Here is a 24132-nt window from a genome sequence, read left to right on the forward strand (position 1 = left end):
GCCGCGAATACACCGGTGTTGTGCTTGCCGACACACTACCCCGCATCAACAGCTACGACGCCGCGCCGAACATCGTTGATCGCGCGTTTCGCGGTAGCCCGCAACGCGGGAGTGGGTGCGGCGTTTCGCACCTGGTCGAGCAGGTCGAGCACTTGGCGGCACCAGCGTACGAAATCGCCTGCCGACAACGGGGACCCGGACCCCGCGGCATCCGACGCCGCCAGTGCACTTGTGAGATCGCCGGTCGCGGCCCAGCGATAGATGGCGGGAACGAAGCCTTCGTCGGGTTCGCGGCTGTGACTGATTCGATGGCGCTGTTCGTCGGAACGCAGTTCGGTCCACAACCTGCGCGTCTGGTTCAGCGCACGCCTCACCTTGCCTGTCGGGATATCGACACCACCTGGGGCGGTCGGCGTGTCGCCGCGCGACTCGTAGAGCACGGCCGACAGCACCGCGGCCAGTTCGGCGGCGTCGAGGCCCTCCCACACGCCGGCCCGTAGACATTCGGCGACCAGCAGATCGCTTTCGCTGTAGATCCGCGCCAGAAGACGACCGTCGTCGGTGACCTTGGGGTCGCCGCCGTCGGGCGCTGCCGCGTCGATGAAGCCACGTTCGGTCAGCAGCACCACGATTCGGTCGAACGTGCGCGCCAGCGAGTTCGTGGCCGCCGCGACTTTCTGCCGGATCTGTTCGTTGTCACGCTCGATTCGCAGATACCGCGCGGCAATCCGTGCCTTCTCGTCGCGATCCGGCAACTGGTGCGCGGGATGTCGGCGCATCTGCTCACGAAGGGACGCCAGCTCGGGATCGACGTCGCGTTCCACCGGCTCCCCGCTGCGCTTGCGCTTCGACGGGCCGACGTCGAGACCGGTGGCCGCCGACAGCAGTGCCGAGGCCAGGTCGCGACGTGCGCGCGGATTGCGGTGCTCGACACGCTTGGGCAGCGTCATGGAACCCAGCGGCGCAGACGCCCCCGAATAGTCCGCGGACGAAATCCGGCCTGCCCAACGGTGTTCGGTCAACACCAGCGGTCGCGGATCGTCGCTGTCGCGGTCGGGTTCCAAGACGACGGCCAGGCCTCCGCGCCTACCGTGCGTGATGGTGATGATGTCGCCGCGACGGAGCGCTCCGAGCGCATCGTTGGCGGCCTTGCGGCGGTGCAGCCGTGACGCTCTGGACTGGGACCGCTCGCGTTCGGAGATCTGCTGGCGCAGCCGCACATACTCCAACACCGGACTGTCGCGGCCGTCCAACTCCGCGGCGATCTCCTCGAGCATCCGCTCGCCGCGCTCGATACCGCGCACCAAACCGACGACGGACCGGTCCGCCTGGTACTGCGCGAATGAACTCTCCAACAGCTTGTGCGCCTGCGCAGGCCCCATCTGGTGCACGAGATTGATGGTCATGTTGTACGACGGCGCAAAGGAACTGCGCAGTGGGAACGTGCGGGTGGACGCGAGCCCGGCGACCTCGGCCGGGTCGACATCCGGAGTCCACAGCACCACCGCGTGACCTTCCACGTCGATGCCGCGGCGTCCCGCACGTCCGGTCAACTGCGTGTACTCCCCCGGAGTCAAAGGCATGTGCTGTTCGCCGTTGAACTTGACCAGGCGCTCGAGCACCACCGTCCGTGCGGGCATGTTGATACCCAGCGCGAGTGTCTCCGTGGCGAATACGGCCTTCACGAGGCCCGCGACGAACAACTCCTCGACGGTGTGGCGGAACACCGGCAACATGCCTGCGTGGTGAGCCGCCAGTCCGCGCAGCAGTCCTTCGCGCCATTCGTGGTAGTCCAGGACGATCAGGTCGGCTTCGGGGAGATCGGCGCAGCGGCGATCGATCACCTCGGCGATGCGCGTACGTTCCTCGTTCGTGGTCAGCCGCAACGACGAGCGCAGGCACTGCTTGACCGCGGCATCGCAACCGACCCTCGAGAAGATGAACGTGATCGCGGGCAACAGGCCCTCGCGCTCGAGTGTCCCGATCACGTCGGGACGGGTTGGGCCCCGGTAGATGCTGGGCCGGCCCCGGTTGCGGCCGCGGCCACGCGGCTGCCAGTCCGCGAGCCGATCAGCCTCGAGCCGATGTGAGATGTGGCGCAACAACTCTGGATCGACGAGAAGCTCACGCCCCGTTTTCTTCGTCCCGGTCGCGCGATAGTCGAACAGGTCGAACACCCGCTTGCCCACCATCACGTGCTGCCACAGCGGAACGGGACGGTGTTCGTCGACCACCACCGTGGTGTCGCCGCGCACCGTCTGGATCCAGCCGCCGAACTCTTCGGCATTGCTCACCGTCGCCGACAGGCTCACCAGCAGCACGTCGTCGGGCAGATGCAGGATCACCTCTTCCCACACCGCACCGCGCATCCGGTCCGCGAGGAAATGGACCTCGTCCATCACGACATGGGAAAGGCCGTGTAGTGCAGGCGAATTCGCATACAGCATATTTCGCAGCACTTCGGTGGTCATCACGACGATGTCGGCGTTGCCGTTGATCGACTGGTCGCCGGTGAGCAGGCCGATCTTCTCCGCGCCGTATCGGCGTACCAAATCGTTGTGCTTCTGGTTGCTTAGTGCCTTGATGGGTGTGGTGTAGAAGCACTTCCGGCCCGCCGCGAGCGCCAGGTGCACCGCGAACTCGCCGACCACGGTCTTGCCCGCACCGGTCGGGGCACAGACCAGGACGCCGTGCCCGTTTTCGAGCGCTTCGCAGGCGGTTCGCTGGAACGGGTCGAGACGAAACGGCAGCGCTTCGGTGAAGCCCGCCAGGAGGGGGCCGCTAGGTGGCGTCGTCATCGATCACGAGCCGCGACGACGTCGGCACGGCGGTAGGCGTATCGATCTGCTCGACTTCGCCGATCGGCGCCGCCTGTTCGTCGGGGACCTCGTCGAGGGCCTCACGACGCGCCTTGCGCTTATCGTGAATTCGGGCGATCTGGATCGCGAACTCGAGCAGGACCGACAGGGCGAGCGCCAGCGACAGCATCGAGAACGGATCAGAGCCCGGGGTGAAGAATGCGGCGAAGACGAACAGCCCGAAGATCAGGCCGCGTCGCCATGTCTTGAGCTTTTCGTATGGCAGGATCCCGACGAAGTTCAGCATCACGATGAGCAGCGGGAATTCGAAGCTGAAGCCGAACACGAGCAGCAGGTTGATCAGGAAACCGAAGTACTGGTCGCCCGAGAGAGCGGTCACCTGCACGTCGCTGCCGACGGTCAGCAGGAACCCGAGCGCCGTCGCCAGCACCACGTAGGCCAGCACCGCGCCGGTGATGAAGAGTGCGGCGCCGATGACGACGAACGCGACGGCGAAGCGGCGTTCCTTCTTGTAAAGGCCCGGGGTGATGAATGCCCACACGTGATACAGCCAGACCGGGCACGCCATCACGATCCCCGCGGTCAGGGAGACCTTCAGACGAAGCATGAACTGATCGAACGGCGCGGTGGCGAGCAGCCGGCAGGCACCGTCGGGCGCGATGGTGGCTCGGTCGGAGGCAGGCAGCGAACAGTAGGGCCCGCGCAGCCAATCCCCCAGGCTGGGCAGTCCGAAGACCCCGTGGGTGTACCAGAAGAACCCGAGGATCGTGGTCACCACGACCGCGGCCGCGGAGATCAGCATCCGCGTCCGAAGTTCATGCAGATGCTCGACCAGCGACATGGTGCCGTCGGGGTTGACCTGCGAACGGCGCCGACGAGGGTCGAGTTTCTTGAAGATTCCAGGGGTCTGCACAGCGATGCCCATTACGCGGCGCTAGGCCGCGGTCGGTTGGTCTGCGTCGGTCAGGCCGGTCGCTGGTCCGGCGGCGTCACGGCTTCCGGAGCCGGTGCGGCAGCGGAGTCGGCGCGTTCCGAGGCGATCGGGGTGGCAGCCGGAGCCGCCCGACCGGCGACATCCGATGACGGCGTGTCCTCCTTGGAGTCGGACTGCATCTCCTTGATCTCGGACTTGAAGATCCGCATCGACTTGCCAAGCGAACGCGCAGCGTCCGGGAGCTTCTTAGCACCGAAGAGCAGGACGAATACGGCGATGACGATAAGCCAATGCCACGGTTGTAGACCGCCCAATTTGGTCACCTCCAGACGACGTGGACAGTCTACCCGGCCTCCCCGTAGGCGTTCAGCGCCGCGGCGGCCGACTCCCGGACCCGCCGGGCCAGCGACTCGGGTGTGAGCACCCGCACCGCCGAACCGAAGCCGAGCACGAAACGCGTCATCCAGTCTTCGGAGGCGTACGTCATCGCCGCCTCACAGGCGCCGTCGGGCAGTTCGCGGATCTCCCGCAGCGGGTAGTAGTCGAACATCCACGACGCCGATCGCTCGATGAGCAGCGTCGCCGACGGCAGCGACGGGTCCGCGTCGAACAGCGACGTGTCCGGTCCCGCCTGCACTGCCGGTGGTGGCGGCGCCGACGCTTCGTCGAGGACATGCGCGTCGACGATGCGATCGAAGCGGAACAGCCGGACCCCCTCCGCCGACCGGCACCACGCCTCCAGATAGCTGTGGTCGGCGACCAGAACGACCCGGATGGGATCAACGATGCGGCTGGTCAGAATGTCGTGCGACGCCGAGTAGTACTCGATCGACAGCGCCCGGCCGTCGCGAGCGGCGGCGCGCACCGCGGCGGCGGCCTCACTTTCGATGGGAGCGGGCTCGTCGACGGCCGCCACCGGCATACCTTCGCCGTGGCCCACCACGCCCGCGGCCGATTCGATCTTGGCGATCGCGCTGCGGGCGGCCTCCGGGTCGACCATGCCCGGAACATCGGCCAGCGCACGCAGCGCCACCAACACCCCGGTCGCCTCGGGCGATGTCAGCCGCAGCGGATGGTCGATGCCCGCGCTGAAGGTGACTTCGATTGTGTCGCCGGAGAATTCGAAGTCGATCAGGTCCCCGGGGCCGTAACCGGGCAGCCCGCACATCCACAACTGGTTGAGATCGTCGCGCAGCTGCTTGACGGTGACGCCGAGATCGGAAGCCGCTTCGGCGTAGGTGATCTTCGGGTTGGCCTGGAAGTACGGGACCATGTTCAGCAGCCGCACCAGCCGCGTCGATATGGCGGTCATGCGCGCACCTCGTCCGTCTGTCCTGCCTGTGCACGCAGCCTGTCGACCACATCGGCGCGCAGCGCCTCGGGTTCGAGTGCGACCGCGTCAGGTCCGTAGCTGGCGATCTCGCGGGCCAACCTGTCGAGCATCCCGATGTCCAGCGCGATCTCCTCGCCCGCTCGTCCGTCCAGGGTGCGCGGGCCGATCACCGTCGCGCGGCGCCGCAACGCGGTGGCGCGGCCGTCGGCGACCCATACCTTCGCCTCACCGCTGGCAGGCCAATCTCCTACCGCGCGGTCGACGAGCTCGCGCAGATCGGCCCCTGCGGGCCGCTCTACGGTCCCGGAAGGGCCGATCGGCGTGACCTCCGCGCCGATGCGGGACAACCGGAAGGTGCGGACGGCGTCGCGGTCGCGGTCGTGTCCGATCAGGTACCAGCGGCCCTTGGTGGTGACCACTCCCCACGGCTCGACGGTTCGCGTGGTGTAAGGATCGCTGCGCGACGGCCGATGCTGAAACTGAACAGCCTGCCTGGAATCGATGGCGGACAAGAGGATTCCCAGCACCTCCTCCGAGCCACGCATGCTCGGCAGCGCGGCGGTCGAGGTGATCGCGACGTCGGTGTGGGGTGCATCGACATCGACCCCCGCCGCCCGCAGCTTGAGCAGCGCCCCCTGTGTGGCCGTGATGAGCTCCGGCGACTCCCACAGCTGGGTTGCCACCGCGACGGCCGCGGCTTCGTCCGCGTTGAGCTCGACGGCAGGCAGCGCGTACGCCTCGCGGTTGATGCGATAACCCTCGGTCGGATCGAACTGCGATACGCGGCCCGTCTCCAGTGGGATGCCCAGATCGCGAAGTTCGTTCTTGTCGCGCTCGAACATGCGGGAGAACGCCTCGTCGCTCGCATTGTCGGCGTATCCCGACACCGTGTCGCGGATCCGGTCGGCGGTGATGAAGGTACGGGTCGACAACAAGGCGATGACGAGGTTCATCAACCGTTCGACTTTGGAAATCGCCACTCGTAAGAGCTTAGGGTGAGCCGTGGGCAGCCGTTGGCAGGACACCGAGGCACCCCGTGGCGACGCCTACGACAAACGGTGGCAGCGACTGGCCGCCGCAGGTCATGGCGTCCACGGTGAGGCCGATCTGATCGAATCCCTCGCGCGCGACACGGGCGGGAGCCGGGTGCTCGATGCGGGGTGCGGGACCGGCCGAGTGGCCATCGAACTCGCGGCGCGGGGGTTGTCCGTGGTCGGCGTGGACCTCGACGAGGACATGCTCGCGGCGGCGCGCACCAAAGCACCCGGACTGCAGTGGATTCACGCCGACCTCGTCGATGCGCCCGCACAACTGAGCGGCGAGTTCGACATCGTCGCGCTGGCGGGGAACGTGATGATCTTCGTCGACGCAGGTACCGAAGGTCGGGTGCTGGAGCAGCTGAGTTCGGTGCTGACGCCCGCCGGGCTGCTGGTGGCCGGGTTCTCCCTGCAGCCGGCCGGTCTGTCGCTGGCGACCTACGACCGGCTCGCCGAGGCGGCGGGGCTGCGGATTGCGCACCGATGGGCGACCTGGGACCGGCAGCCGTACGACGGCGGAAACTACGCGGTGTCGGTACACCGCCGGGTCACATAGAGGCGATCAGCCGCTTGACACGTTCGTCGACCGACCGGAACGGGTCCTTGCACAGGACGGTGCGTTGCGCCTGGTCGTTCAGCTTGAGGTGGACCCAGTCGACGGTGAAGTCGCGGCCGGCTTCCTGCGCGGCGTAGATGAACTCGCCGCGCAGCTTGGCCCTGGTGGTCTGCGGCGGGGTGTTCACCGCGGCCTCGATGTCCTCGTCGGTGGTGATCCGTGCGGCCAGGCCTTTGCGCTGCAGCAGGTCGAACACGCCCCGGCCCCGCTTGATGTCGTGGTAGGCCAGGTCGAGCTGGCTGATCTTGGGGTCGGACAGCTCCATGTTGTAGCGGTCCTGGTAGCGCTGGAAGAGCTTGCGCTTGATGACCCAGTCGATCTCGGTGTCGACCTTGGCGAAGTCCTGGCTCTCGACCGCGTCGAGCTGCCTGCCCCACAGATCGACCACCTGCTGGATCTGCGTATTGGGTTCGCGATTCTGCAGGTACTCCACCGCGCGGGCGAAATATTCACGCTGGATGTCCAGTGCGCTGGCCTGCCTGCCGCCGGCGAGCCGCACGGGGCGCCTGCCCGTCAGATCGTGGCTGACCTCGCGGATCGCCCGGATCGGGTTGTCCAGCGAGAAGTCGCGGAACGGAACGCCTGCCTCGATCATCTCGAGCACCAGGGATGCCGTGCCGACCTTGAGCATCGTGCTCGACTCGCACATGTTGGAGTCGCCGACGATGACGTGCAGCCGCCGGTACTTCTCGGCGTCCGCGTGCGGCTCGTCGCGGGTGTTGATGATCGGACGCGACCGTGTCGTCGCCGAGGAAACCCCTTCCCAGATGTGCTCGGCGCGCTGCGACAGGCAGAACGTCGCCGCCTTCGGCGTCTGCAGCACCTTGCCTGCACCGCAGATCAGCTGGCGGGTGACCAGGAACGGCAACAGCACATCGGAGATACGCGAGAACTCGCCCGCGCGCACGATCAGGTAGTTCTCGTGGCAGCCGTAGGAGTTGCCCGCCGAGTCCGTGTTGTTCTTGAACAGGTAGATATCGCCGCCGATACCCTCGTCGGCGAGCCGCTGCTCGGCGTCGATCAGCAGGTCTTCCAGTACCCGCTCACCGGCGCGGTCATGGGTGACCAACTGGACGAGGCTGTCGCATTCGGCGGTCGCGTACTCGGGGTGTGAACCCACATCGAGATACAGCCGGGCGCCGTTGCGCAGAAATACGTTGGAACTGCGGCCCCACGACACCACGCGCCTGAACAGGTACCGGGCGACCTCGTCGGGGCTGAGCCGACGGTGACCGTGAAACGTGCAGGTGACACCGAATTCAGTCTCGATGCCCATGATTCGTCGCTGCACGTCATCGAGACTACTGGGTGCGCGCCGACCACGGAGTGCTGCCGCGCCGATCAGCGAGGTTGACACTACCGACGGCATGCGTCAACGTCGGCGGCCGACTTTGCCAGGCGCCGGCGGGGCTGCGGTCGAGCGGTCTGCAGTCACCGATCGCAATGATTTTCCGGCTCGAACGCGGTGAATTGTTGGCTAAATCCGGCATCGGCTCCCACGGCGCTTCCTACCCCCTCGCTCATGCCGTTGCCCGCACGATTCTTTGATCCGGACCGGGCACGTCATCAGACCGCGGAACAGATTCGCGCACGGGGGCGATCGGCTCACTCAATGACGGTGTGCTCATCGAAATACACGGTGTTCCAACACGATTGATCGCGTCGCCGGGACCGGGATTTCAGACCGAAGCCGTTCATGTGCTGACGATGACCCCCGGCCGGCAGACGGACAGGCAAAGCTACGGACTGGCCGAAGAGGCGGTGCACGCGCTTCGAGGTGACGGCGAGGTGTACGTCCGTGGCGAATGGATTCGGTTCCGCCCCGGCGATCTGGCGTTCTTCCCGCCGCCGGTCGAGCACGCAGTCCGCGCGACGCTGGGTGGCCCGGGCTGGTTGCGGTGGCCGCGATCTCACCTCCGGAGTTCGAACTCTACGAATCGGCCGGCCTGTACAACCGACAGTACGGCGTCATCAACAGCGCTCCGTGCGGCGTCGAGCACAGGATCGCGATGGTCCCCCGCGCGGCGCTGTGGGGTGGCTTCGCCGCTCCGCCGCAGCTGGATCTGTACGCCCGGACGCCGTACTCCCTGGGCGCCAGGACCTTCGAGTAGGTTACTGTTCGGCCGCCTGGACTCCTGAGACCTGATCTGTCTGCACGAGGCATGGGACGTAATCCACTCGGCGACAGGTCATTACAACGATGACCGTGGAAGGGCGGTAAAAAGCCAGGCATTGGCGCCCATCGGCGACCAGAATGAGCCGATGTGGTCGCGCAGCGCGCCGGTCGACGGATTCCGGCTGGCATATGACCGATTCGGCACCAAGGGCGGCCCGCCGGTGGTGCTACTGCACGGCTGGCCGGGCAACCGGCATGACTACCGCCACGTCGTTCCGCGACTCACCGGCGCCGCCGACATCATCGTCCCTGACCTGCGAGGATTCGGCGGATCCGACAAGCACGCCGTCGCCGTACGCCACTTCTACAGCGCGACCGCCCAGGCGGCAAGCGTCATCGGGCTCATCAAGGAACTCGGCCTGTCCGCCGTCGTGCTCGCCGCCTACGACGTCGGCAGCCGGGTCGCGCAGAGCGTCGCCAGGATGGAGCCCGACCTGGTGTCGGCGCTGGTGCTCTGTCCCCCGCTGCCCGGGGCCGGCGACCGAGTGCTGACGGCTCGGGCGCAGAGCGAGTTCTGGTATCAGGCGTTTCACCAGCTTCCGCTCGCTGCGCAGTTGATCGACGGTAATCCCGACGCCGTCCGGGAGTACCTGCGGCACTTCTGGACCCACTGGTCTGCGCCCAATTTTAATGTCCCCGAAGATGATCTGGACAGGCTGGTCGCGGACTACGCGCTGCCGGGAGCATTCACCGCGTCGATCGCGTGGTATCGCGCGGGTGCGGGGATGATCGCCCAGTCACTGACCGAACTACCGCCGGATCGCGCCATCAAGATTCACGTGCCCACCGATGTGCTGTGGCCGCAACACGATCCGCTGTTCCCTCGCGAATGGTCCGACCGCCTCGCCGCCTACTTCACCGACGTGACACTGCACTTCGCCTTCGACGCCGGACATTTCACGCCGCTGGAATGCCCTGATCAATTCGCAGAGCTGATCCTCATTCGAGCTCGGCCGAGCGACCCCGGATGAGAAGGCTACGAGGACTCCGGCTTACTTTCGTCCGTCGAGTCTTCGGGCAGCAGAACTTCCAGCGCTGAGCCGGTGATTCGCCGGAACGCGCGGCGTGGCCGGTTCGCGTCCAGGATCGCCACCTCCAGCGTCGACGCATCGATCGTGCGGGACTCGCCGTTGGTGCCCGCCTTCAATGCGTCGATCGCGACCTTCGCGGCCGCCGACAGCCCGGCGTTCTCGGTGTAGTTCTCGTTGAGCTTCTCGGCGATCGGTTCGGTGACCCCGCCCATCACCACGAAATGGGGTTCGTCGTTGATCGACCCGTCGTACGTGATCCGGTAGAGCTCAGGAGCTTTCGTCTCACCGTGATGGGCGACCTCGGCCACGCACAACTCGACTTCGTACGGCTTGGCCTGCTCGGTGAAGATCGTGCCCAGCGCCTCTGCGTATACGTTGGCCAGCTGACGGCCCGTGACGTCGCGCCTGGCGTAGGCGTAGCCGCGGGTATCGGCAAACTGGATGCCGCCGCGGCGCAGCCGGTCGAATTCATTGAACCGCCCGACTGCGGCGAAGCCCACCCGGTCATAGAGCTCACTGACTTTCTGCAGCGATCGCGACGGGTTCTCGGCGACGAACAGCACACCGTCGGCGTAGGCGAGCACCACCACGCTTCTGCCGCGGGCGATGCCCTTACGTGCGAGCTCCGAACGCTCGCGCATCGCCTGCTCGGGCGAGATGAAGTATGGAAAGCTCACGAGTCTCCCCGCGCGTCGGTGAGGCGGTGTGCAGAGGCATCCGGGCCGAAAGTATCTGCCCGGGAACGACTTTCGATGACCTGCCGTGCGAAGTCCGCAATGCGTTGCTCGGGCACTTCCTCGGCGCCTTCAGCGCTGATGATCACGGCGGTCGGATAGATGCCCCGCACCAGATCCGGCCCACCGGTAGCGGAGTCGTCGTCGGCGGCGTCGTAGAGCGCCTCGACGGCCACCCGCAGCGCGGAATCCGCGTCCGACACGCGTGAGTACAGCTTCTTCATCGACGACTTGGCGAAGATCGAGCCCGACCCCACCGACTGGTAACCCTCATCCTCGAAGTTCCAGCCACCCGCCGCGTCGAAGGACACGATGCGGCCCGCGGCCTCGGGATTGAGGTCGTCAAGGTCATAACCGGCGAGCAGCGGCAGCGCGACGAAGCCCTGCAGCGCGGCGCCGAGGTTGCCCCGGACCATCGTCGCGAGCCGGTTGACCTTGCCCGCGAAACTCAGCGCGACGCCTTCGAGTTTTTCGTAGTGCTCCAGTTCGACCGCGTACAGCCGGGCGAACTCGACCGCGATGGCCGCGGTGCCCGCGATACCCGTCACCGTGTAGTCGTCGGTGATGTAGACCTTCTGCACGTCACGGCCGGCGATCATGTTGCCCTGGGTGGACCTGCGATCACCCGCCATGACGACGCCACCGGGGTACTTCAGCGCCACGATGGTGGTGCCGTGGGGCAGGGAATCGGTCGGGACCACGTGACGGTTCACCGGAAGGAGTTCAGGCGCCTGACGCCGCAACAGCTCGGAAAAGGATGACAAGTCCACGGGAAGTGGAGGTGCTCCTGGTAGCGGTGAAGGAAAAGTCGGCTGATCGCGGTGCTGCCAGGTCACTGGCCGCCCTTCTGGACATATGCGCGCACGAAGTCCTCGGCGTTTTCTTCCAGCACGTCGTCGATCTCGTCCAGCAGGTCGTCGGTCTCCTCAGCGAGTTTCTCGCGACGCTCCTGACCTGCGCCCGCGCTGCCGGTGGGGTCGTCATCATCCCCGCCGCCACCACCACGCTTGGTCTGCTCCTGCGCCATGCCCGCCTCCTGCGTATGTCTATGCCCTCGACGGCTGGGCGCACTGCCTGCCCGCCGTCACCCCACCCTACCGGTCAGGGGCCAGATTGCCGGGGATAGCACGCCTAATTAGTGAGCTGTTCTACCAGTTCGACGGCGCTGTTGACGGAGTCCAGCAGGGCGCCGACGTGAGCCTTGCTCCCGCGCAGCGGCTCGAGCGTTGGAATCCGGACGAGCGAATCGCCCCCGAGGTCGAAGATCACCGAGTCCCAGCTGGCCGCCGCGATATCGGCGCCGAACCGCCGCAGGCATTCGCCACGGAAGTACGCCCGGGTGTCGGTCGGCGGGTTGTCCACTGCGTCGATCACCTGTTGTTCGGTGACCAGTCGCTTCATCGACCCGCGGGCGACCAGGCGGTTGTACAGCCCCTTGTCCAGCCGGACGTCGGAGTACTGCAGATCGACCAGGTGCAGGCGTGGTGCCGACCAGCCGAGGTTCTCCCGCTGCCGGAAGCCCTCGAGCAGCCGCAGCTTGGCGGGCCAGTCGAGGATCTCTGCGCACTGCATCGGATCGCGCTCGAGGAGGTCGAGGATTTCGGCCCAGGTCTGCACGACCTTGGCGGCACCCGGGTCGGGGTCGCGGCTGTCCACCAGCTTGGCCACCCGGTCGAGGTAAATCCGTTGCAGGGCAAGGCCTGTCAGCTCACGGCCGTCAGCGAGTGCGACGGTCGCGCGAAGCGAGGGATCGCGACTGATGACATGGACGGCGTGTACCGGCCGGGCCAGCGCCAGATCGGAGAGATCCATGCCCTCTTCGATCAGGTCCAGCACCAGCGCTGTGGCGCCGAGCTTGAGATAGGTCGACGTCTCGGCCAGGTTGGCGTCACCGATGATGACGTGCAGCCGCCGGTACTTGTCGGCGTCGGCATGCGGCTCGTCGCGGGTGTTGATGATGCCGCGTTTGAGGGTCGTCTCGAGACCGACCTCGACCTCGATGTAGTCGGAGCGCTGCGACAGCTGGAACCCCGCCTCGTCGCCCGATGGACCGATGCCTACGCGGCCGGAACCGGTGATCACCTGCCGGGACACCAAGAACGGCGTCAACCCCGCGATGACCGCAGAGAACGGCGTCTGGCGCGACATCAGGTAGTTCTCGTGGGATCCGTACGAGGCGCCCTTGTTGTCGATGTTGTTCTTGTAAAGCTGGAGCTTGGCGGCACCGGGAACGCTGGCGACATGGCGCGCCGCCGCCTCCATCACCCGTTCTCCGGCCTTGTCCCAGATCACCGCGTCCAGCGGGTCTGCGCACTCGGGCGCGGAGTACTCGGGGTGGGCGTGGTCGACGTAGAGCCGGGCGCCGTTGGTCAGGATCATGTTGGCCGCGCCGACCTCGTCGGCGTCCACCACCGGCGGCGGGCCCGCCGAGCGGCTCAGGTCGAATCCGCGGGCGTCGCGCAGGGGTGATTCCACCTCGTAATCCCAGCGGGTGCGCTTGGCTCGCTGGATGCCGGCGGCTGCCGCGTAGGCCAGCACCGCCTGGGTGGAGGTGAGTATCGGATTCGCGGTGGGGTCGGACGGCGAGGAGATGCCGTACTCGACCTCTGTTCCGATAATCCGCTGCATGTGGCCAGCCTAGGCTGTCCGGTTTCGGGGACCCGCAGTAGCCTGCGACCGTGCCGTCTGACAGCGACGACTCCGCCGCCGACCGCGTCGCCGCCGCGAGCCGGTTCATCGCCGCGCTCGGCGCCATGATGACGATCGCCGTCGGCGTGCAGACCGTACTGCTGTTGTGGCGAGCGGCGATCCAGCTGACCGACCCCCCGGAACGACGGGCACTCCATGATTGACGTTCAACAGCGGCGGGCGGCTGACGCCTGGTTCCTCGATCAGGGGCTGCCTGCCGTGCTGCGCCCCGGCCGGCTGGTCCGTCGACTCTGGCCACGATCGGCGCCCGCGCTGGCGGCATTCGCGGTGTTCATGGCCAATTCCGCGCTGGTTGTGCTGGTCACCGGCAAGTACACCATCAACATCGAGGGTGAACCGACGCGTGCCGAGTGGTTCGTCCTGGCGCTGCTCGTCCTGGTCCTGCCCATCGCCTCGCTGGTCGGCTGGCTGGTGTCCAGGATCTCCACTGTGCGGGGCCGGACGGTCGCAGCGGCCATCGCGGTGGTTGCCGCGATCGCCGGTGGAATCATCGGCGGCCCAAGCCATCTGGTGCTGGCCGACCTTATCTTTGGTGAGGGTGCCCGAGGACTGGACGCTGGCCGCCCGCCTAGGAGACGGCGGGCGCCTGATCGGTTACGGCGTGGCGACTTCCTACGAAGCCGGGTTTCACTTCACCGCGAGTGAGGAATACGGCGGAATTGAATTTGTCGAATCGCCAGTGAGGTACGCCGTTTCGGTGGTCGCCTCTGCTGTTTGAGAATGGACTTCCCTGTTGACGACGTCGACCGACTAGTAACTAGTGATGGTGCGGGTGGGTGACCGATCGGAGTTCCAGTCGTGGGATTCGCGCAAAGTCGGCGGGATTGCATGTGTAGAGCGGTGTATCACCGGTGAGACCCTTGCGTCAGGTCGGCATGGCGCGGGGTTCAGCAAACTAACGGGGCCTCCCGGGGCGGGTCGGCAGAACTGAGGCCGCCAAACTGCCAAAACGCTGGCTTCGACGCTGGCTGAACACCCGTTGTCGCGCATAAGGGCGGGAAGGAATACGGCAGGACCGAATATGGCGGGTTACCAGTAGTAGACGGGAGGTATCAGTCCGAACCACCCCTTCCTCCGTGAGTGCGATAAGGGCCCCCACGCCGTGGCGCAGGCGGACAATAGCCGTATGTCCACCGCTCTGTGGATCCTTATTGCGGTGCTTGCCGTCGGCATCGTCGCCGGCGGCTTGTTGCGGATACGCGCCTGGTTGCGGCGGCCGGCCCCGCCCGAGATTGTCGACGCTGCGCGCCGTCGAAACGAGCAGGACGATCAATCCCCCGATTGACATCATCAATCAGGACCCGACTCGATTGCCGTCGGGTTGGCGGATCGCGTCATCGAGCAGGTCCAGCACCGCGCGCCACGCCCGTCGCTCATGGGCGGCGTGATGACCTACTCCTGGGACCGTGGCCACGGGGTGGTCCGGGATGCCTGCATCGGCCGATGACATCGGATCGGCCCAGAACGCGTGTTGAGCGCCACCATAAACGTTGACGTACCAGTCCCTTCCGGCCTCCTGTAACGCGGAGGCGAATGACGTCAGCTGCTCGGGGGTGCACAGCGGATCCTCGGAACCCGTGCACAAGAGAAACGTCGCGCCGACGTCGGCCCAGTCGTCGGCGCAGGCGTCCGGCAAGGCCGGGTGGACGACCGCCACCGCGACGAACGGCGTGCCCGTTCTGGCGAGCTCGAGAACGATGCGTCCGCCGGCGCCGTATCCGAGCGCCGCCAGACGCGTCGTGTCGACGCCCGGAACGGCGAGGAGAGCATCGAGCCCCGCACGACCTATCGCGAGCATGCGCGCGTGGTCGGCCAGCAGCGGCATGACGCGGTCCAGCATCGCTTGCGGTTGGCCGAAATACGTTCTGCCCGCGTGGTAGTCCAACGCGAGCGCGACGTATCCGCGCTCGGCGAGGATGTCGGCACGGCGACGTTGATATTGCTCCAGACCGACTCCGTCGTGACCGATCAGCACGGCCGGCCACGGCCCCTCGCCCTCGGGGTGAGCCAGGTGGGCGCTCATCGTCAGTCCGTCGACGTCGTACTCGACCTCCTGGACAACGATCATGCGCTCACGGTAACGCGCGACCACCGACGCCGTCGTTGGTTTCGCGCTCGGCGAATCGCGCTCTCAACACCTAACCGAAGACCATCGCAACTCTATTCAATAACACAGTCGTGCAGCCACTTTCACTGTTCACGCGGTCGTGGCGATCCCACCGTCGACGGGGACGACGGTGCCCGTCAGGTAGGCACCTGCCCGACTGGCGAGGAACACGGCGACACCCGCCATGTCGTCGTCGCGGCCGATGCGACGGAGCGGGGCCGACGTCGCGATCGCCTCGCCGAACTCGTCGAGGGTCGCAGCCATCATCGTGGACGGGAACGGTCCCGGCGCCACCGCGTTCACCGTGATGTGCTGCGGGCCCAGTTCCTTGGCGAGCACTCTGGTGAGTTGATGCAGCGCAGCCTTACTGCTGGAGTACGAGTAGTTCGGCCGGTTGGGGATGTGTATGGCGGCGATGCTGCCGATGTTGATGATCCGCGCGGGATCGTCGGGGGTACCGGCGCTGCGAAGTGCCGGCAGCAGCGCCTGCACCAACCAGAACGGCGCCCTCAGGTTGACGTCGATGACCGTGTCCCAGGCAGTGTCCGGGAACGTCGCCAACGGCTCGTCCCACATCGCACCCGCATTGTTGACGAGGATGTCGAGGCTCCCCGAGTCAGCCGTAACGAGGTGAGCGAGGCGGTTGCACTCCTCGTGTCGGGACAAATCGGCGGGGACCGCCCGGACGTCGCCGAATTCGGACAACTCCTCCTGCGCCTGACCGCACGCTTCCGCGGTGCGTGAGCTGATGACCACGCGGGCGCCCGCCTGGAGGAGCCCACGCGCGATCATCTTCCCGATGCCCCTGGTGCCACCGGTGACGAGGCCGCGCTTACCACTCAGATCGAAAAGTTCGGCATGCGTTGCGAGTCGGCTAATTACCACTTGTCGCCCTTCTGCTCTCGGGTTGGAGGGACGTCACTTCTCCGTACCAAGTGGGCTGTTCGCGTCTGTATTCCACGCCTCTGTCGACTTGGTCATCCCCCGTATGCGATCGTCGAAGGCCGTATCGACGTCATGGAGGAAGGTGAATCCCGTCGTCAGCCCAACCGAATTCGATTTCATCATCGTGGGAGCAGGTAGTGCGGGCTGCCTGCTGGCGAACCGGCTCAGCGCCGATCCCGACCGCCGGGTGCTCTTGATCGAGGCCGGCGGCACGGACAACTGGTTCTGGATCAAGGTGCCCGTGGGCTACCTGTACACGATCGCCAACCCCCGCACCGACTGGTGCTTCACGACGGAGGCCGACCCGGGTCTGGCCGGCCGCAGCATTCACTACGCGCGCGGCCGCGTGATCGGCGGCAGCTCGTCGATCAACGCGATGATCCACATGCGCGGCCAAGCCTCCGATTACGACCTGTGGGCGCGAGCGACCGGTGACGAGCGTTGGCGCTGGGGTGGCTCGAACGGTCCTGGCGAGACGCTGGCGATCTACCGGGAGCTGGAGGACTACTTCGGCGGCTCCGACGAGTGGCACGGCGCCGGTGGTGAGATTCGCGTCGAACGGCCTCGGGTGCGCTGGAAGATTCTGGACGCCTGGCAGGCAGCCGCCGCCGAGGTGGGCATCTCCCCGATCGACGAGTTCAACCGCGGTGACAACTCCGGAAGTGCGTATTTTCACGTCAACCAGAAGCGCGGCCGTCGCTGGTCGATGGCCGACGCGTTCCTGCATCCCGTCGCCCATCGACCGAACCTGACCATCTACACGCAGACGCGCGCCGTGCAACTTCTGCTGAACGAAACGGTCGGCGGCGATCAGCGTCGCGGCGCCTGGACCACGGCGCAGCAACGCGTCACCGGTCTGCGCATGCTCCACGACGGCCACCTCGTCGATGTCCGAGCACGCCGGGAGGTGATCCTGAGCGCCGGAGCCATCGGCTCGCCCCATCTGATGCAGGTGTCGGGTCTGGGTCCTGCAGGTCTGCTGGGCCGGCACCACGTGCCGGTCACCGTCGATCTGCCGGGTGTGGGCGAAAACCTTCAGGACCATCTCCAGCTTCGGACGATCTTCCGGGTCCGGGGTGCGCGCACCGTCAACACGCTGTACCGGAACCTGTTCACTCGTGCGGGCATGGGACTTCAGTACTTACTGATGCGATCGGGACCCATGACCATGCCGCCCTCAACGCTGGGCGCTTTCGCCAAGAGCGAACCCGCGCTGGCCAGTCCCGACCTGGAATGGCATGTGCAGCCGTTGTCGCTAGCGAAGTTCGGCGAACCCTTGCACCCGTTCGGAGCGATCACTCCCTCGGTGTGCAACCTCCGTCCCAGCTCGCGTGGCACGGTGCGACTGGCCGACGCGGATCCATTCGTCGACCCTAAGATCCTCTGCAATTACCTCTCGACTGACTCCGATCGCCGAACCGCCGTGATCGGCCTCCGCATGACTCGAGAGATCATGGCAGCGCCGGCGCTGGCGCGCTACGCCCCGCAGGAGATGCTTCCAGGTCCGCAACTGGTGAGCGACGAGGACCTGCAGGCGGCGGCCGGTGAAATCGGCACGACCATCTTCCATCCGGTGGGTACCTGCGCGATGGGATCCTTTGACGCACGGGGCCTTCCGCGGTCGGCCGAAACAGTGCTAGATACCGACTGCCGCGTGTATGGCGTCGCTGGCCTTCGAGTGGCTGACGCTTCGGCGATGCCCACCATCACGTCCGGCAACACCAACGCGCCAGTCATGTTGATCGCAGAGCGCGCAGCGCGGGCCATCCTGGGTGAGTCGGCGACAACCGCCACGGCCGGTCCGGAATAAACCTCCACCCAACCGCCGCGCGCCCGTCAGGCGAAGTAGCGCCCGGCGTTCAGGTCTTCGAGCAGGGTGGGTTGCTCGGGCGTCCAACCAAGCAGTCTTCGAGTGATCGCGCTGGATGTCGGGTTGTCCAGCGAGGCAATCCATCCGATGAAGCCGAGCTGTTCCGAGGCTTCCTCTACATCGACGCTGACGGCCGGAACGTCGAGGTGCTTGCCTATGGCTTCGGCGATGTCCCGGAACGGGATTCCTTCCTCGGCGGCACCGTGCAATCGGGACCCGCCCGGTGCGGACTCGAAGGCCAATCGGTACAACCGTGCCGCGTCGACGTTGTGGACCGCTGGCCAGCGGTTGGCTCCATCGCCGATGTAGATGGACTGTCCCGTTTTTCGTGCATTGTCGATGAGGGTCGGGATGAACCCGCGAGTGTCGGTGGGTCCGTGGACCGTGGGCGCCAGCCGAATCACCGAGGCGCGCACGCCTCGGTCTGCCAGTGCAAGGGTGACGTTCTCCGACGGTACGCGGGGGCCCTCCGAGGACGGCACCGTCTCCTCGGTCCCTAACGCGCTCGACGAACCGGTGGCGAGCATTGCGGTGCCGGATGTATTGACGAACGGTCTGCCCGAGCCGGCCAGCGCTGCTCCGATGGCCCTCACCGCCCGAAGATCGGCCTCGACGGCGCCGGCATAGTCGCTGAAATCGTGCTTGAACGCCAGGTGGATGACCCCGTCGGACTCCCCTGCCGCATTCGTCAGCAGGTCCAGATCGTCAAGCGTGCCGCGAATGACCTGGGCTCCGGCCCGCTCCACTACGTCCGCCCCCGCGTCTGAACGGGCCAAACCCGAGACCTGATGACCGTTGCCGAGCAGGTCGCGCACCACCAATGAACCGATGTGACCCGACGCGCCGGTGACGAAAACACGCATCTGCATTTCCTTCCGCTGGGATGACAGTGACTGACATCAGATTTATACCTGATGTCAGCGACTGTCATCCCCGTACTATTCCCTCATGGGTAGATGGGAGCCGGACGCGAAGGGCCGCCTTGAGCGCGCCGCGCTCGAGCTCTACGCCGAACGCGGCTTCGACGACACCACTGTTGCCGAGATCGCCGAGCGGGCAGGGGTCACCGAGCGCACGTTCTTCCGCCACTTTTCTGACAAGCGCGAGGTGCTGTTCCGCGGCGACGAGCTGGCCCGAAGCGTCGCCGACGCGCTGAGGGCCGCACCCCGCGACCTGTCCCCTCTTGACGCCGTCGCCGCGGCGTTCGCCTCGACCGCCGGGTTCTTCGACGGCCGGCGATCGCATTCGAGAAGGCGCCAGGACATCATCGACGCCCATCCGGCGCTGCGAGAACGGGAACTGATCAAGCTCGCGATGATGGCCAAGTTGGTCGGCCAGGCGCTTCGCGACCGAGGAGTCCCGGAACCGGCGGCCGGCTTGGCGGCGGAGGCAGGAACTGCCGTATTCAAGGTCGCGTTCGAGCGCTGGCTCGACGATCCCGCGGAGCACAGCATCGCGGTGCACCTCCATGAGTCGCTGGCGGAACTCAAGTCGGTGACTGGGCACTGACGGCGCGGTGGGCCGAGCCGGCGCATCCGTACACTCATGCCGCGTACCGCCACCGCTGGTCCCGTCGTTTTCGCCTGTCGCTCAGGGGTTTCCGCCTGTTCCGCAGGTCCAGCGACCGCGTCGACGAGCTGGCGGCGCCCGTAACGGCCGGACAGGTCCGGTCGCAGTTCAGTTGGCCGTTTCGCAATCAACCTGACGCTCGTTGGTTGGCCGCCAGTTCTCGGTGCAGCTGGCATCTCCAAGATGGTGCTTACCCTTCGCGCCGTGCCGGGAATGTGAAGGCCTCGCACGGTCGCCTCACCTGAGATTTTTACCCCTATAGTTGGTTTGCTGCGCCAGGCGGCGGGAGTTCGCTGAACTGCCGGCCAGGAAGGCCGGCTGTACTGCGGCTAGTGGGAGTTCGGGTTGGTGGCGTATTCCAAGAGTGTCGTCGTGTTCGGCCGCCTCGTCCGCGAGTGGTGGAGTGAGCCGGTCGATTACGCCGCGCAGGTGCAGTACTTCACCAAGCGGGCGATGTCCGGAGCGGTCCAGGTCTTGATCGGCCTGGGTACGGGGCTAGACGCGGTGATCTGCGCCGTGATCCTGCTGCCGTCCGCGAGCACCGGCGCATCGCGGATCGCCGTGGCGGTGTTCGTCGCGTTGCAAGTCTTCTGGGCGTGGGCGTGGTGTTTTCGGTCGTGGCCCTCTCGTCGGATGTCGCTTGCGTTCGTCATCTCCGCCGACATCGCAATTACCGTGATGGTCCTGCTGGATCCAAGTTGGATACTGGGCTCGTTTGGGTTCAGCTTCTTCACAATGCTTTCGGTGTTCCTGATCTTCTTCGATGGTCCGAAAGCGCTTGCGGGCCATATCGTGTGGATCCTGGTGACGACAGCGGCCTTTGCCGCGCAGGTTGGTTTCCTAGCGCAGCTCGACGTTGTTGATTTCACCATGAAGACGCTCGCGTCGGTGGCCCTGGTCGTCGCGACACCGCTGGGGATCCAAGCTGCGATCTGGGCTTTGCGTAACGACGCCAACGAGTCCGTCACCGACCCGCTGACCGGTCTGCTCAACCGGCGTGGCCTGCACATGCAGGTCGGAGGCTTCCTACGCGACGCCGCCGCCACGAACAGCGAGGTGATCGTGATGGTCGTCGATCTGGATCGATTCAAAGAAATCAATGACAGCTTCGGTCACACGGTCGGCGACGCGGTTTTGGTTCGTAGCGCATGGCGCATCAAGTCGGCGGTTCGGGGCAGTGCATTGGTGGCGCGGCTCGGCGGTGAGGAATTCGTCGTCGTAGACTTTGCCGAGCCAGGCAGCAGTCCCGACCGGGACTTCGATCGCGTCAGGCGCGCGATCGCTGCACCGACGGACTATGCGATTACCGCAAGTGTCGGGGTCGTCAGCGTTGCCGTCGCCAGCTTCGCCGCGCCGAAGGTTGAACCTGTGGCGTTGCTCGACACCCTCATCGAGCGAGCTGACCATGCGATGTTCAACGCGAAGCGCGACGGCGGTAACGCGACAGCACAGCTACATCCGTGACGGCTGCTGTGACCAGGGTGCGCTACGTCACTTCCGGCTAAAACACTAACGGTGCAGGCCCGGGTCGAATATGGCGGGATGCCAGCAATTCTCGGCGCTTCTTCTCGATGGCTCAGTGGCGCCAGGACCGAAGCTCCGCTATCTGCTGGGCGGTGCGGATGACGACAGCTAGACAGCGGAGACTTCGGCTACATGATCAGGACGAGATCTCGGCAGCGAGTCGGCCGAGGGTATCGGTCAGCTGATCTTCGGTCACGAGCGGGAACTTCACTTTTTCGAGCAGTTTCTTGTCGGTGACCTTTGACCAGTCGTAGGTATGGCGAACCAACGTCTCGTCAGGCCCGTGCGGTTCCAACTCCCACAGCCACTCCCACCCGGGAGGCTCAGTGCCCGCGGGCGCAGTCTTCCAGGCCAACAGTTTGTCTTTCACGTAGCCGGACACGTGGTTGTCAGTCTTGTATTCGCCACCCATGTGGTCACCCTGCATGTTCATCGTGAACACGTCGCCGACCTGTTGAATCCGATCGGCGTGGTCCACACTTCGGATAAACCCAGAGCCATCGAGCACCTGGTGCCGCTCGGGATTGGAGAGCACGTCGAATATCGCTTCGACGGGTGCTGCGACGGTTCTTTCGACAGTTATCTTTTCGTTGTTGCTCATAACCCCACACTGCCGAAACTTGCCCGATACGGCAACGACAGTGGTCCCTACTGCGCACCGAGCGCAACGAGGACGCGGGCAACGCCAATAACCAGCACCACTACGGTTTCGCCAGTAGCGAATACTGCGCGGCGGCGCGTTGCCGCGCGTCGGCGTCATCGCCGCTATACGTGCCTGCGACAAAGCGGTCGTACAGTAGGTAGCACTCAAATTTCAATCCCGTTGTGTCTTTTGATGATTCGGGCGTCAGCGCGAAGCATTTCGAGTCCGCAAGGCCGGCACACCGCCGATGGGATGGTCGATATCGGGATCAGTGGCGATTTCCTCGCCCATCAACCTGATGGCGGCGTCGCGATCACGCGCGCGTAGCAGGGGCGAGCCACCCAACTGACGGTCAATCCACATCCCCACCCGGATGCCTAGGCAGATGGGATCGCGATGGTCGGCCTCACTGGTCGCCCGACGGAGCTGAGTGTGGCGGATGCAATGGTGACGCGAAGGGACGTGGGTGGTTCTCGGTGGCAATCCGTCGACCCCATTTGTCCATCTCGCACTGGCAGTTCGGACAGGTATGGCCGCCCCACACCGCCTGCTGGCGCGAGTTCGGCATCCGCACTCGCCTCATCGCGGTTCCGCAGTCCGGACACGCAACGCGGCGGAGGTTCATGCCCCAGCGGTTCTTGGCGATGCTCCCGTAGGCGATCAGGACCAAGCACAGGCAGGCAACGACGAGAAATGCAACGTCTGCGTACATTTCGATATTCATGGAGTTCCTTTGCGTCTGAAGTGAATGTCTGAGGGCTGCACAGCTCGAGTTTCGGCTCCACGCAGTCGATCTCGTTAGTTCGGATAGAGACTGCGGTACGGAGGCTGAGGCTCACTGTCTCCGTATCGCGCTCCGTACCGTGGCTACCGAGTCGCCCGGTCGGGACATGGCGCGACGTTCAGTCCTGTCACGCCGCGAACCTACGGCCGAACGGAGTAGGCGTGCATCGCTCAATCCGGCCATCTTTCGCCGTGGCCGTTTCCGGCTATGTCACAACAGTCCGAGACGCACTACTGAGCTTGCGGTGGATGTTCGCGACGGTTAGTCGCTACCTCGCTGTCAAGCAGTGATTGTCACAACCGCACGCGATACCTATTGGGCGCCGAGCGCAACCAGGACGGCAGCCCCGCCAAAGACCGCCACTATCAAGGCGACCTGGAGATAGCCGATGATCAGCGCGGCCGTCGCCAGTCCCCTCCCGCCCTCTCCAGTCCGATTGATCTGCCCGCGTGCCACGTGCCCGAGGACGATCCCCACCGGGAAGAACACGAACACCAGGATCAGCGCCGCGATCGCCATTCCGTTGGTCGCCGGTACGGACACGTAGACCGGCGGCGAGCCTGACGGTGGCATGATTGATTGGTTTGGATATGCCAAGATCTGCTCCTTTGAATCGCGTGCTGAGCCTGCGGGACGCTCTATATACGAGACGCAACGACCGAGGGTTCAACTCCTGACGAGGCGTCTGAGCGTGGCCGGTTGAGTCATGTCATGGGCCGAGGCGAGCGTCACCGGAAGTTGGTCAGCACGGGCCCATCGGTGGTTACGCGCGTCGGAACCCTCGTCGGCGGTGCCGGCTGGACCTCCACAAAAGTTCCTGAGGACACATCGGTGTTCACGATCGGCGGAACATTCTTCGGCGGATCCGGATGCACCTCCAGGACGGCTCCTCCGCTTGGCTGCAGGAGGTCGTCCGGATTGATGCAGGCGCCGTTGCGCATGACCCCGCCGGCGTGTTCGCAGCAGTAGTCGGTCGGCATGTCGCGTTCCAGGCACGATGAGAAGTCGGATTCCTTATAGGTGGCATTCGCGACGGCGAGAGCCCCGAGCGGGCTGGCCGCGAGGGCAAGCACGCCTGCGGACAGGGCGCCGCGCACGATCCAACGTGCAGGTGCGGAAACCGTGACGGGGCGGTTGGTGGTCGAAAGGTTCATGGTGGCGTCTCCCTAGGTCTTGGGTATCGGCGTCCGGCGGAAGCCGCTTTCTTCGGTGGTGGACGTAAGTGTCCGACGGACGGCTATCCCTCCGTAATCGCTGGGACGCCAGATTCCACTCCCGAAAGGGAAGGGTTTGCTATCCGC

The 24132-nt window shown here is 65.6% G+C and carries 26 protein-coding genes and 2 pseudogenes; 10 read left to right on the plus strand and 18 right to left on the minus strand.

All coding sequences use genetic code 11. From position 1 onward, the window contains the following. Positions 1-35: 35 nt before the first annotated feature. The 5 genes from AB4Z42_RS16605 to AB4Z42_RS16625 are packed head-to-tail and all read right to left on the minus strand — an operon-like array spanning position 36 to position 6066. Positions 36-2798, minus strand: coding sequence for a DEAD/DEAH box helicase (locus tag AB4Z42_RS16605; protein ID WP_442010288.1), 2763 nt, complete (start codon positions 2796-2798; stop codon positions 36-38). After that, positions 2782-3732 carry a twin-arginine translocase subunit TatC gene (gene tatC, locus AB4Z42_RS16610; RefSeq protein ID WP_442010508.1) on the minus strand — a complete coding sequence of 317 codons (951 nt, stop codon included), beginning with the start codon at positions 3730-3732 and terminating at the stop codon, positions 2782-2784. Before tatC ends, AB4Z42_RS16605 begins: the two co-directional genes overlap by 17 nt. 50 nt (positions 3733-3782) lie before the next feature. After that, on the minus strand, positions 3783-4067 hold the full coding sequence (tatA, locus tag AB4Z42_RS16615; protein WP_442010289.1) for a Sec-independent protein translocase subunit TatA: 285 nt from the start codon (positions 4065-4067) through the stop codon (positions 3783-3785). A 29-nt stretch (positions 4068-4096) separates the two neighbouring features. Continuing rightward, positions 4097-5065, minus strand: a complete 969-nt coding sequence (locus AB4Z42_RS16620; protein ID WP_442010290.1) for a helix-turn-helix transcriptional regulator — start codon at positions 5063-5065, stop codon at positions 4097-4099. After that, positions 5062-6066 (minus strand): helix-turn-helix transcriptional regulator, encoded by a 1005-nt coding sequence (locus AB4Z42_RS16625; RefSeq protein WP_442010291.1) that lies wholly within the window; start codon positions 6064-6066, stop codon positions 5062-5064. Before AB4Z42_RS16625 ends, AB4Z42_RS16620 begins: the two co-directional genes overlap by 4 nt. 22 nt (positions 6067-6088) lie before the next feature. Here AB4Z42_RS16625 and AB4Z42_RS16630 point away from each other — a divergent pair, with 22 nt between their 5' ends. Beyond that, complete coding sequence (locus AB4Z42_RS16630) at positions 6089-6679, plus strand: class I SAM-dependent DNA methyltransferase (RefSeq protein WP_442010292.1); 591 nt, start codon at positions 6089-6091, stop codon at positions 6677-6679. Here AB4Z42_RS16630 and pafA read toward each other — a convergent pair. After that, on the minus strand, positions 6672-8030 hold the full coding sequence (gene pafA, locus AB4Z42_RS16635; RefSeq protein WP_442010293.1) for a Pup--protein ligase: 1359 nt from the start codon (positions 8028-8030) through the stop codon (positions 6672-6674). The genes AB4Z42_RS16630 and pafA overlap by 8 nt on opposite strands. A 416-nt stretch (positions 8031-8446) precedes the next feature. Between pafA and AB4Z42_RS16640 the strand changes: the two are divergent. The 3 genes and pseudogenes from AB4Z42_RS16640 to AB4Z42_RS16650 all read left to right on the plus strand — a co-directional run. Beyond that, positions 8447-8602, plus strand: a pseudogene (locus tag AB4Z42_RS16640) (cupin domain-containing protein); the annotation flags it as partial. Positions 8603-8637: 35 nt separating this feature from the next. Continuing rightward, positions 8638-8850 carry a hypothetical protein gene (locus AB4Z42_RS16645; protein WP_442010517.1) on the plus strand — a complete coding sequence of 71 codons (213 nt, stop codon included), beginning with the start codon at positions 8638-8640 and terminating at the stop codon, positions 8848-8850. Between the two features lie 151 nt (positions 8851-9001). Next, positions 9002-9886: an alpha/beta fold hydrolase gene (locus tag AB4Z42_RS16650; RefSeq protein WP_442010294.1), complete on the plus strand. Its 885-nt coding sequence runs from the start codon at positions 9002-9004 to the stop codon at positions 9884-9886. A gap of 5 nt (positions 9887-9891) precedes the next feature. Here AB4Z42_RS16650 and prcA read toward each other — a convergent pair whose 3' ends face one another. The 4 genes from prcA to dop all read right to left on the minus strand — a co-directional run bounded on the left by prcA (position 9892) and on the right by dop (position 13308). Continuing rightward, complete coding sequence (gene prcA / locus AB4Z42_RS16655; protein WP_442010295.1) at positions 9892-10623, minus strand: proteasome subunit alpha; 732 nt, start codon at positions 10621-10623, stop codon at positions 9892-9894. Then, positions 10620-11516 carry a proteasome subunit beta gene (prcB, locus tag AB4Z42_RS16660; RefSeq protein WP_442010296.1) on the minus strand — a complete coding sequence of 299 codons (897 nt, stop codon included), beginning with the start codon at positions 11514-11516 and terminating at the stop codon, positions 10620-10622. Before prcB ends, prcA begins: the two co-directional genes overlap by 4 nt. After that, the gene (locus AB4Z42_RS16665; RefSeq protein WP_014213325.1) at positions 11513-11707 is read right to left on the minus strand and encodes a ubiquitin-like protein Pup; all 195 of its coding nucleotides are present in this window, start codon (positions 11705-11707) and stop codon (positions 11513-11515) included. Before AB4Z42_RS16665 ends, prcB begins: the two co-directional genes overlap by 4 nt. Before the next feature lie 104 nt (positions 11708-11811). Beyond that, positions 11812-13308, minus strand: coding sequence for a depupylase/deamidase Dop (gene dop / locus AB4Z42_RS16670; protein WP_442010297.1), 1497 nt, complete (start codon positions 13306-13308; stop codon positions 11812-11814). Positions 13309-13358: 50 nt separating this feature from the next. Between dop and AB4Z42_RS16675 the strand changes: the two genes are divergently transcribed. From AB4Z42_RS16675 to AB4Z42_RS16685, 3 genes are all read left to right on the plus strand, one after another. After that, positions 13359-13532, plus strand: coding sequence for a hypothetical protein (locus tag AB4Z42_RS16675; protein ID WP_442010298.1), 174 nt, complete (start codon positions 13359-13361; stop codon positions 13530-13532). Next, a complete protein-coding gene (locus tag AB4Z42_RS16680; RefSeq protein ID WP_442010299.1) occupies positions 13525-14034 on the plus strand; it encodes a hypothetical protein in 510 nt (169 codons plus the stop codon). Before AB4Z42_RS16675 ends, AB4Z42_RS16680 begins: the two co-directional genes overlap by 8 nt. A gap of 481 nt (positions 14035-14515) precedes the next feature. Further along, positions 14516-14674: a hypothetical protein gene (locus AB4Z42_RS16685; RefSeq protein ID WP_442010300.1), complete on the plus strand. Its 159-nt coding sequence runs from the start codon at positions 14516-14518 to the stop codon at positions 14672-14674. 9 nt (positions 14675-14683) lie between these two features. On the opposite strand, the gene AB4Z42_RS16690 is transcribed toward AB4Z42_RS16685, so the two are convergent. Further along, a complete protein-coding gene (locus AB4Z42_RS16690) occupies positions 14684-15457 on the minus strand; it encodes a dienelactone hydrolase family protein (RefSeq protein WP_442010301.1) in 774 nt (257 codons plus the stop codon). A 129-nt stretch (positions 15458-15586) separates the two neighbouring features. After that, positions 15587-16381, minus strand: coding sequence for an SDR family oxidoreductase (locus AB4Z42_RS16695; RefSeq protein WP_442010302.1), 795 nt, complete (start codon positions 16379-16381; stop codon positions 15587-15589). 142 nt (positions 16382-16523) lie between these two features. Here AB4Z42_RS16695 and AB4Z42_RS16700 point away from each other — a divergent pair, with 142 nt between their 5' ends. Next, positions 16524-18251, plus strand: coding sequence for a GMC family oxidoreductase (locus tag AB4Z42_RS16700; protein ID WP_442010303.1), 1728 nt, complete (start codon positions 16524-16526; stop codon positions 18249-18251). Positions 18252-18277: 26 nt separating this feature from the next. On the opposite strand, the gene AB4Z42_RS16705 is transcribed toward AB4Z42_RS16700, so the two are convergent. Next, positions 18278-19174 (minus strand): SDR family oxidoreductase, encoded by an 897-nt coding sequence (locus AB4Z42_RS16705; RefSeq protein WP_442010304.1) that lies wholly within the window; start codon positions 19172-19174, stop codon positions 18278-18280. A gap of 85 nt (positions 19175-19259) precedes the next feature. Between AB4Z42_RS16705 and AB4Z42_RS16710 the strand changes: the two genes are divergently transcribed. Beyond that, on the plus strand, positions 19260-19820 hold the full coding sequence (locus AB4Z42_RS16710; protein WP_442010305.1) for a TetR family transcriptional regulator: 561 nt from the start codon (positions 19260-19262) through the stop codon (positions 19818-19820). A gap of 476 nt (positions 19821-20296) precedes the next feature. Here AB4Z42_RS16710 and AB4Z42_RS16715 read toward each other — a convergent pair whose 3' ends face one another. After that, on the minus strand, positions 20297-20533 hold the full coding sequence (locus AB4Z42_RS16715) for a hypothetical protein (protein ID WP_442010306.1): 237 nt from the start codon (positions 20531-20533) through the stop codon (positions 20297-20299). Between AB4Z42_RS16715 and AB4Z42_RS16720 the strand changes: the two genes are divergently transcribed. Further along, entirely contained in the window at positions 20514-21344 is an 831-nt protein-coding gene (locus tag AB4Z42_RS16720) for a GGDEF domain-containing protein (protein WP_442010307.1), read from the plus strand. The genes AB4Z42_RS16715 and AB4Z42_RS16720 overlap by 20 nt on opposite strands. A gap of 196 nt (positions 21345-21540) precedes the next feature. On the opposite strand, the gene AB4Z42_RS16725 is transcribed toward AB4Z42_RS16720, so the two are convergent. The 4 genes and pseudogenes from AB4Z42_RS16725 to AB4Z42_RS16740 all read right to left on the minus strand — a co-directional run bounded on the left by AB4Z42_RS16725 (position 21541) and on the right by AB4Z42_RS16740 (position 23985). Further along, positions 21541-22005, minus strand: a complete 465-nt coding sequence (locus tag AB4Z42_RS16725; protein ID WP_442010308.1) for an SRPBCC family protein — start codon at positions 22003-22005, stop codon at positions 21541-21543. Positions 22006-22105: 100 nt separating this feature from the next. Then, positions 22106-22276, minus strand: a pseudogene (locus tag AB4Z42_RS16730) (DUF7373 family lipoprotein); the annotation flags it as partial. An 867-nt stretch (positions 22277-23143) separates the two neighbouring features. Next, positions 23144-23404 carry a DUF4190 domain-containing protein gene (locus tag AB4Z42_RS16735; protein ID WP_442010309.1) on the minus strand — a complete coding sequence of 87 codons (261 nt, stop codon included), beginning with the start codon at positions 23402-23404 and terminating at the stop codon, positions 23144-23146. Between the two features lie 155 nt (positions 23405-23559). After that, positions 23560-23985, minus strand: a complete 426-nt coding sequence (locus AB4Z42_RS16740) for a hypothetical protein (RefSeq protein ID WP_442010310.1) — start codon at positions 23983-23985, stop codon at positions 23560-23562. Positions 23986-24132: the final 147 nt, after the last annotated feature.

The organism is Mycobacterium sp. 2YAF39 (genome assembly GCF_052114565.1).
Classification (GTDB): Bacteria; Actinomycetota; Actinomycetes; order Mycobacteriales; family Mycobacteriaceae; genus Mycobacterium.

What these genes read in the sequence shown, in the direction of transcription:
- AB4Z42_RS16605 (WP_442010288.1), bottom strand. Translation starts at nt 2,798, where the DNA reads ATGACGACGCCACCTAGCGGCCCCCTCCTGGCGGGCTTCACCGAAGCG.
- AB4Z42_RS16620 (WP_442010290.1), bottom strand. Translation starts at nt 5,065, where the DNA reads ATGACCGCCATATCGACGCGGCTGGTGCGGCTGCTGAACATGGTCCCG.
- AB4Z42_RS16650 (WP_442010294.1), top strand. Translation starts at nt 9,002, where the DNA reads ATGTGGTCGCGCAGCGCGCCGGTCGACGGATTCCGGCTGGCATATGAC.
- AB4Z42_RS16665 (WP_014213325.1), bottom strand. Translation starts at nt 11,707, where the DNA reads ATGGCGCAGGAGCAGACCAAGCGTGGTGGTGGCGGCGGGGATGATGAC.
- dop (WP_442010297.1), bottom strand. Translation starts at nt 13,308, where the DNA reads ATGCAGCGGATTATCGGAACAGAGGTCGAGTACGGCATCTCCTCGCCG.
- AB4Z42_RS16680 (WP_442010299.1), top strand. Translation starts at nt 13,525, where the DNA reads ATGATTGACGTTCAACAGCGGCGGGCGGCTGACGCCTGGTTCCTCGAT.
- AB4Z42_RS16685 (WP_442010300.1), top strand. Translation starts at nt 14,516, where the DNA reads ATGTCCACCGCTCTGTGGATCCTTATTGCGGTGCTTGCCGTCGGCATC.
- AB4Z42_RS16690 (WP_442010301.1), bottom strand. Translation starts at nt 15,457, where the DNA reads ATGATCGTTGTCCAGGAGGTCGAGTACGACGTCGACGGACTGACGATG.
- AB4Z42_RS16705 (WP_442010304.1), bottom strand. Translation starts at nt 19,174, where the DNA reads ATGCGTGTTTTCGTCACCGGCGCGTCGGGTCACATCGGTTCATTGGTG.
- AB4Z42_RS16710 (WP_442010305.1), top strand. Translation starts at nt 19,260, where the DNA reads ATGGGTAGATGGGAGCCGGACGCGAAGGGCCGCCTTGAGCGCGCCGCG.
- AB4Z42_RS16720 (WP_442010307.1), top strand. Translation starts at nt 20,514, where the DNA reads ATGTCGCTTGCGTTCGTCATCTCCGCCGACATCGCAATTACCGTGATG.
- AB4Z42_RS16715 (WP_442010306.1), bottom strand. Translation starts at nt 20,533, where the DNA reads ATGACGAACGCAAGCGACATCCGACGAGAGGGCCACGACCGAAAACAC.
- AB4Z42_RS16725 (WP_442010308.1), bottom strand. Translation starts at nt 22,005, where the DNA reads ATGAGCAACAACGAAAAGATAACTGTCGAAAGAACCGTCGCAGCACCC.
- AB4Z42_RS16735 (WP_442010309.1), bottom strand. Translation starts at nt 23,404, where the DNA reads ATGCCACCGTCAGGCTCGCCGCCGGTCTACGTGTCCGTACCGGCGACC.
- AB4Z42_RS16740 (WP_442010310.1), bottom strand. Translation starts at nt 23,985, where the DNA reads ATGAACCTTTCGACCACCAACCGCCCCGTCACGGTTTCCGCACCTGCA.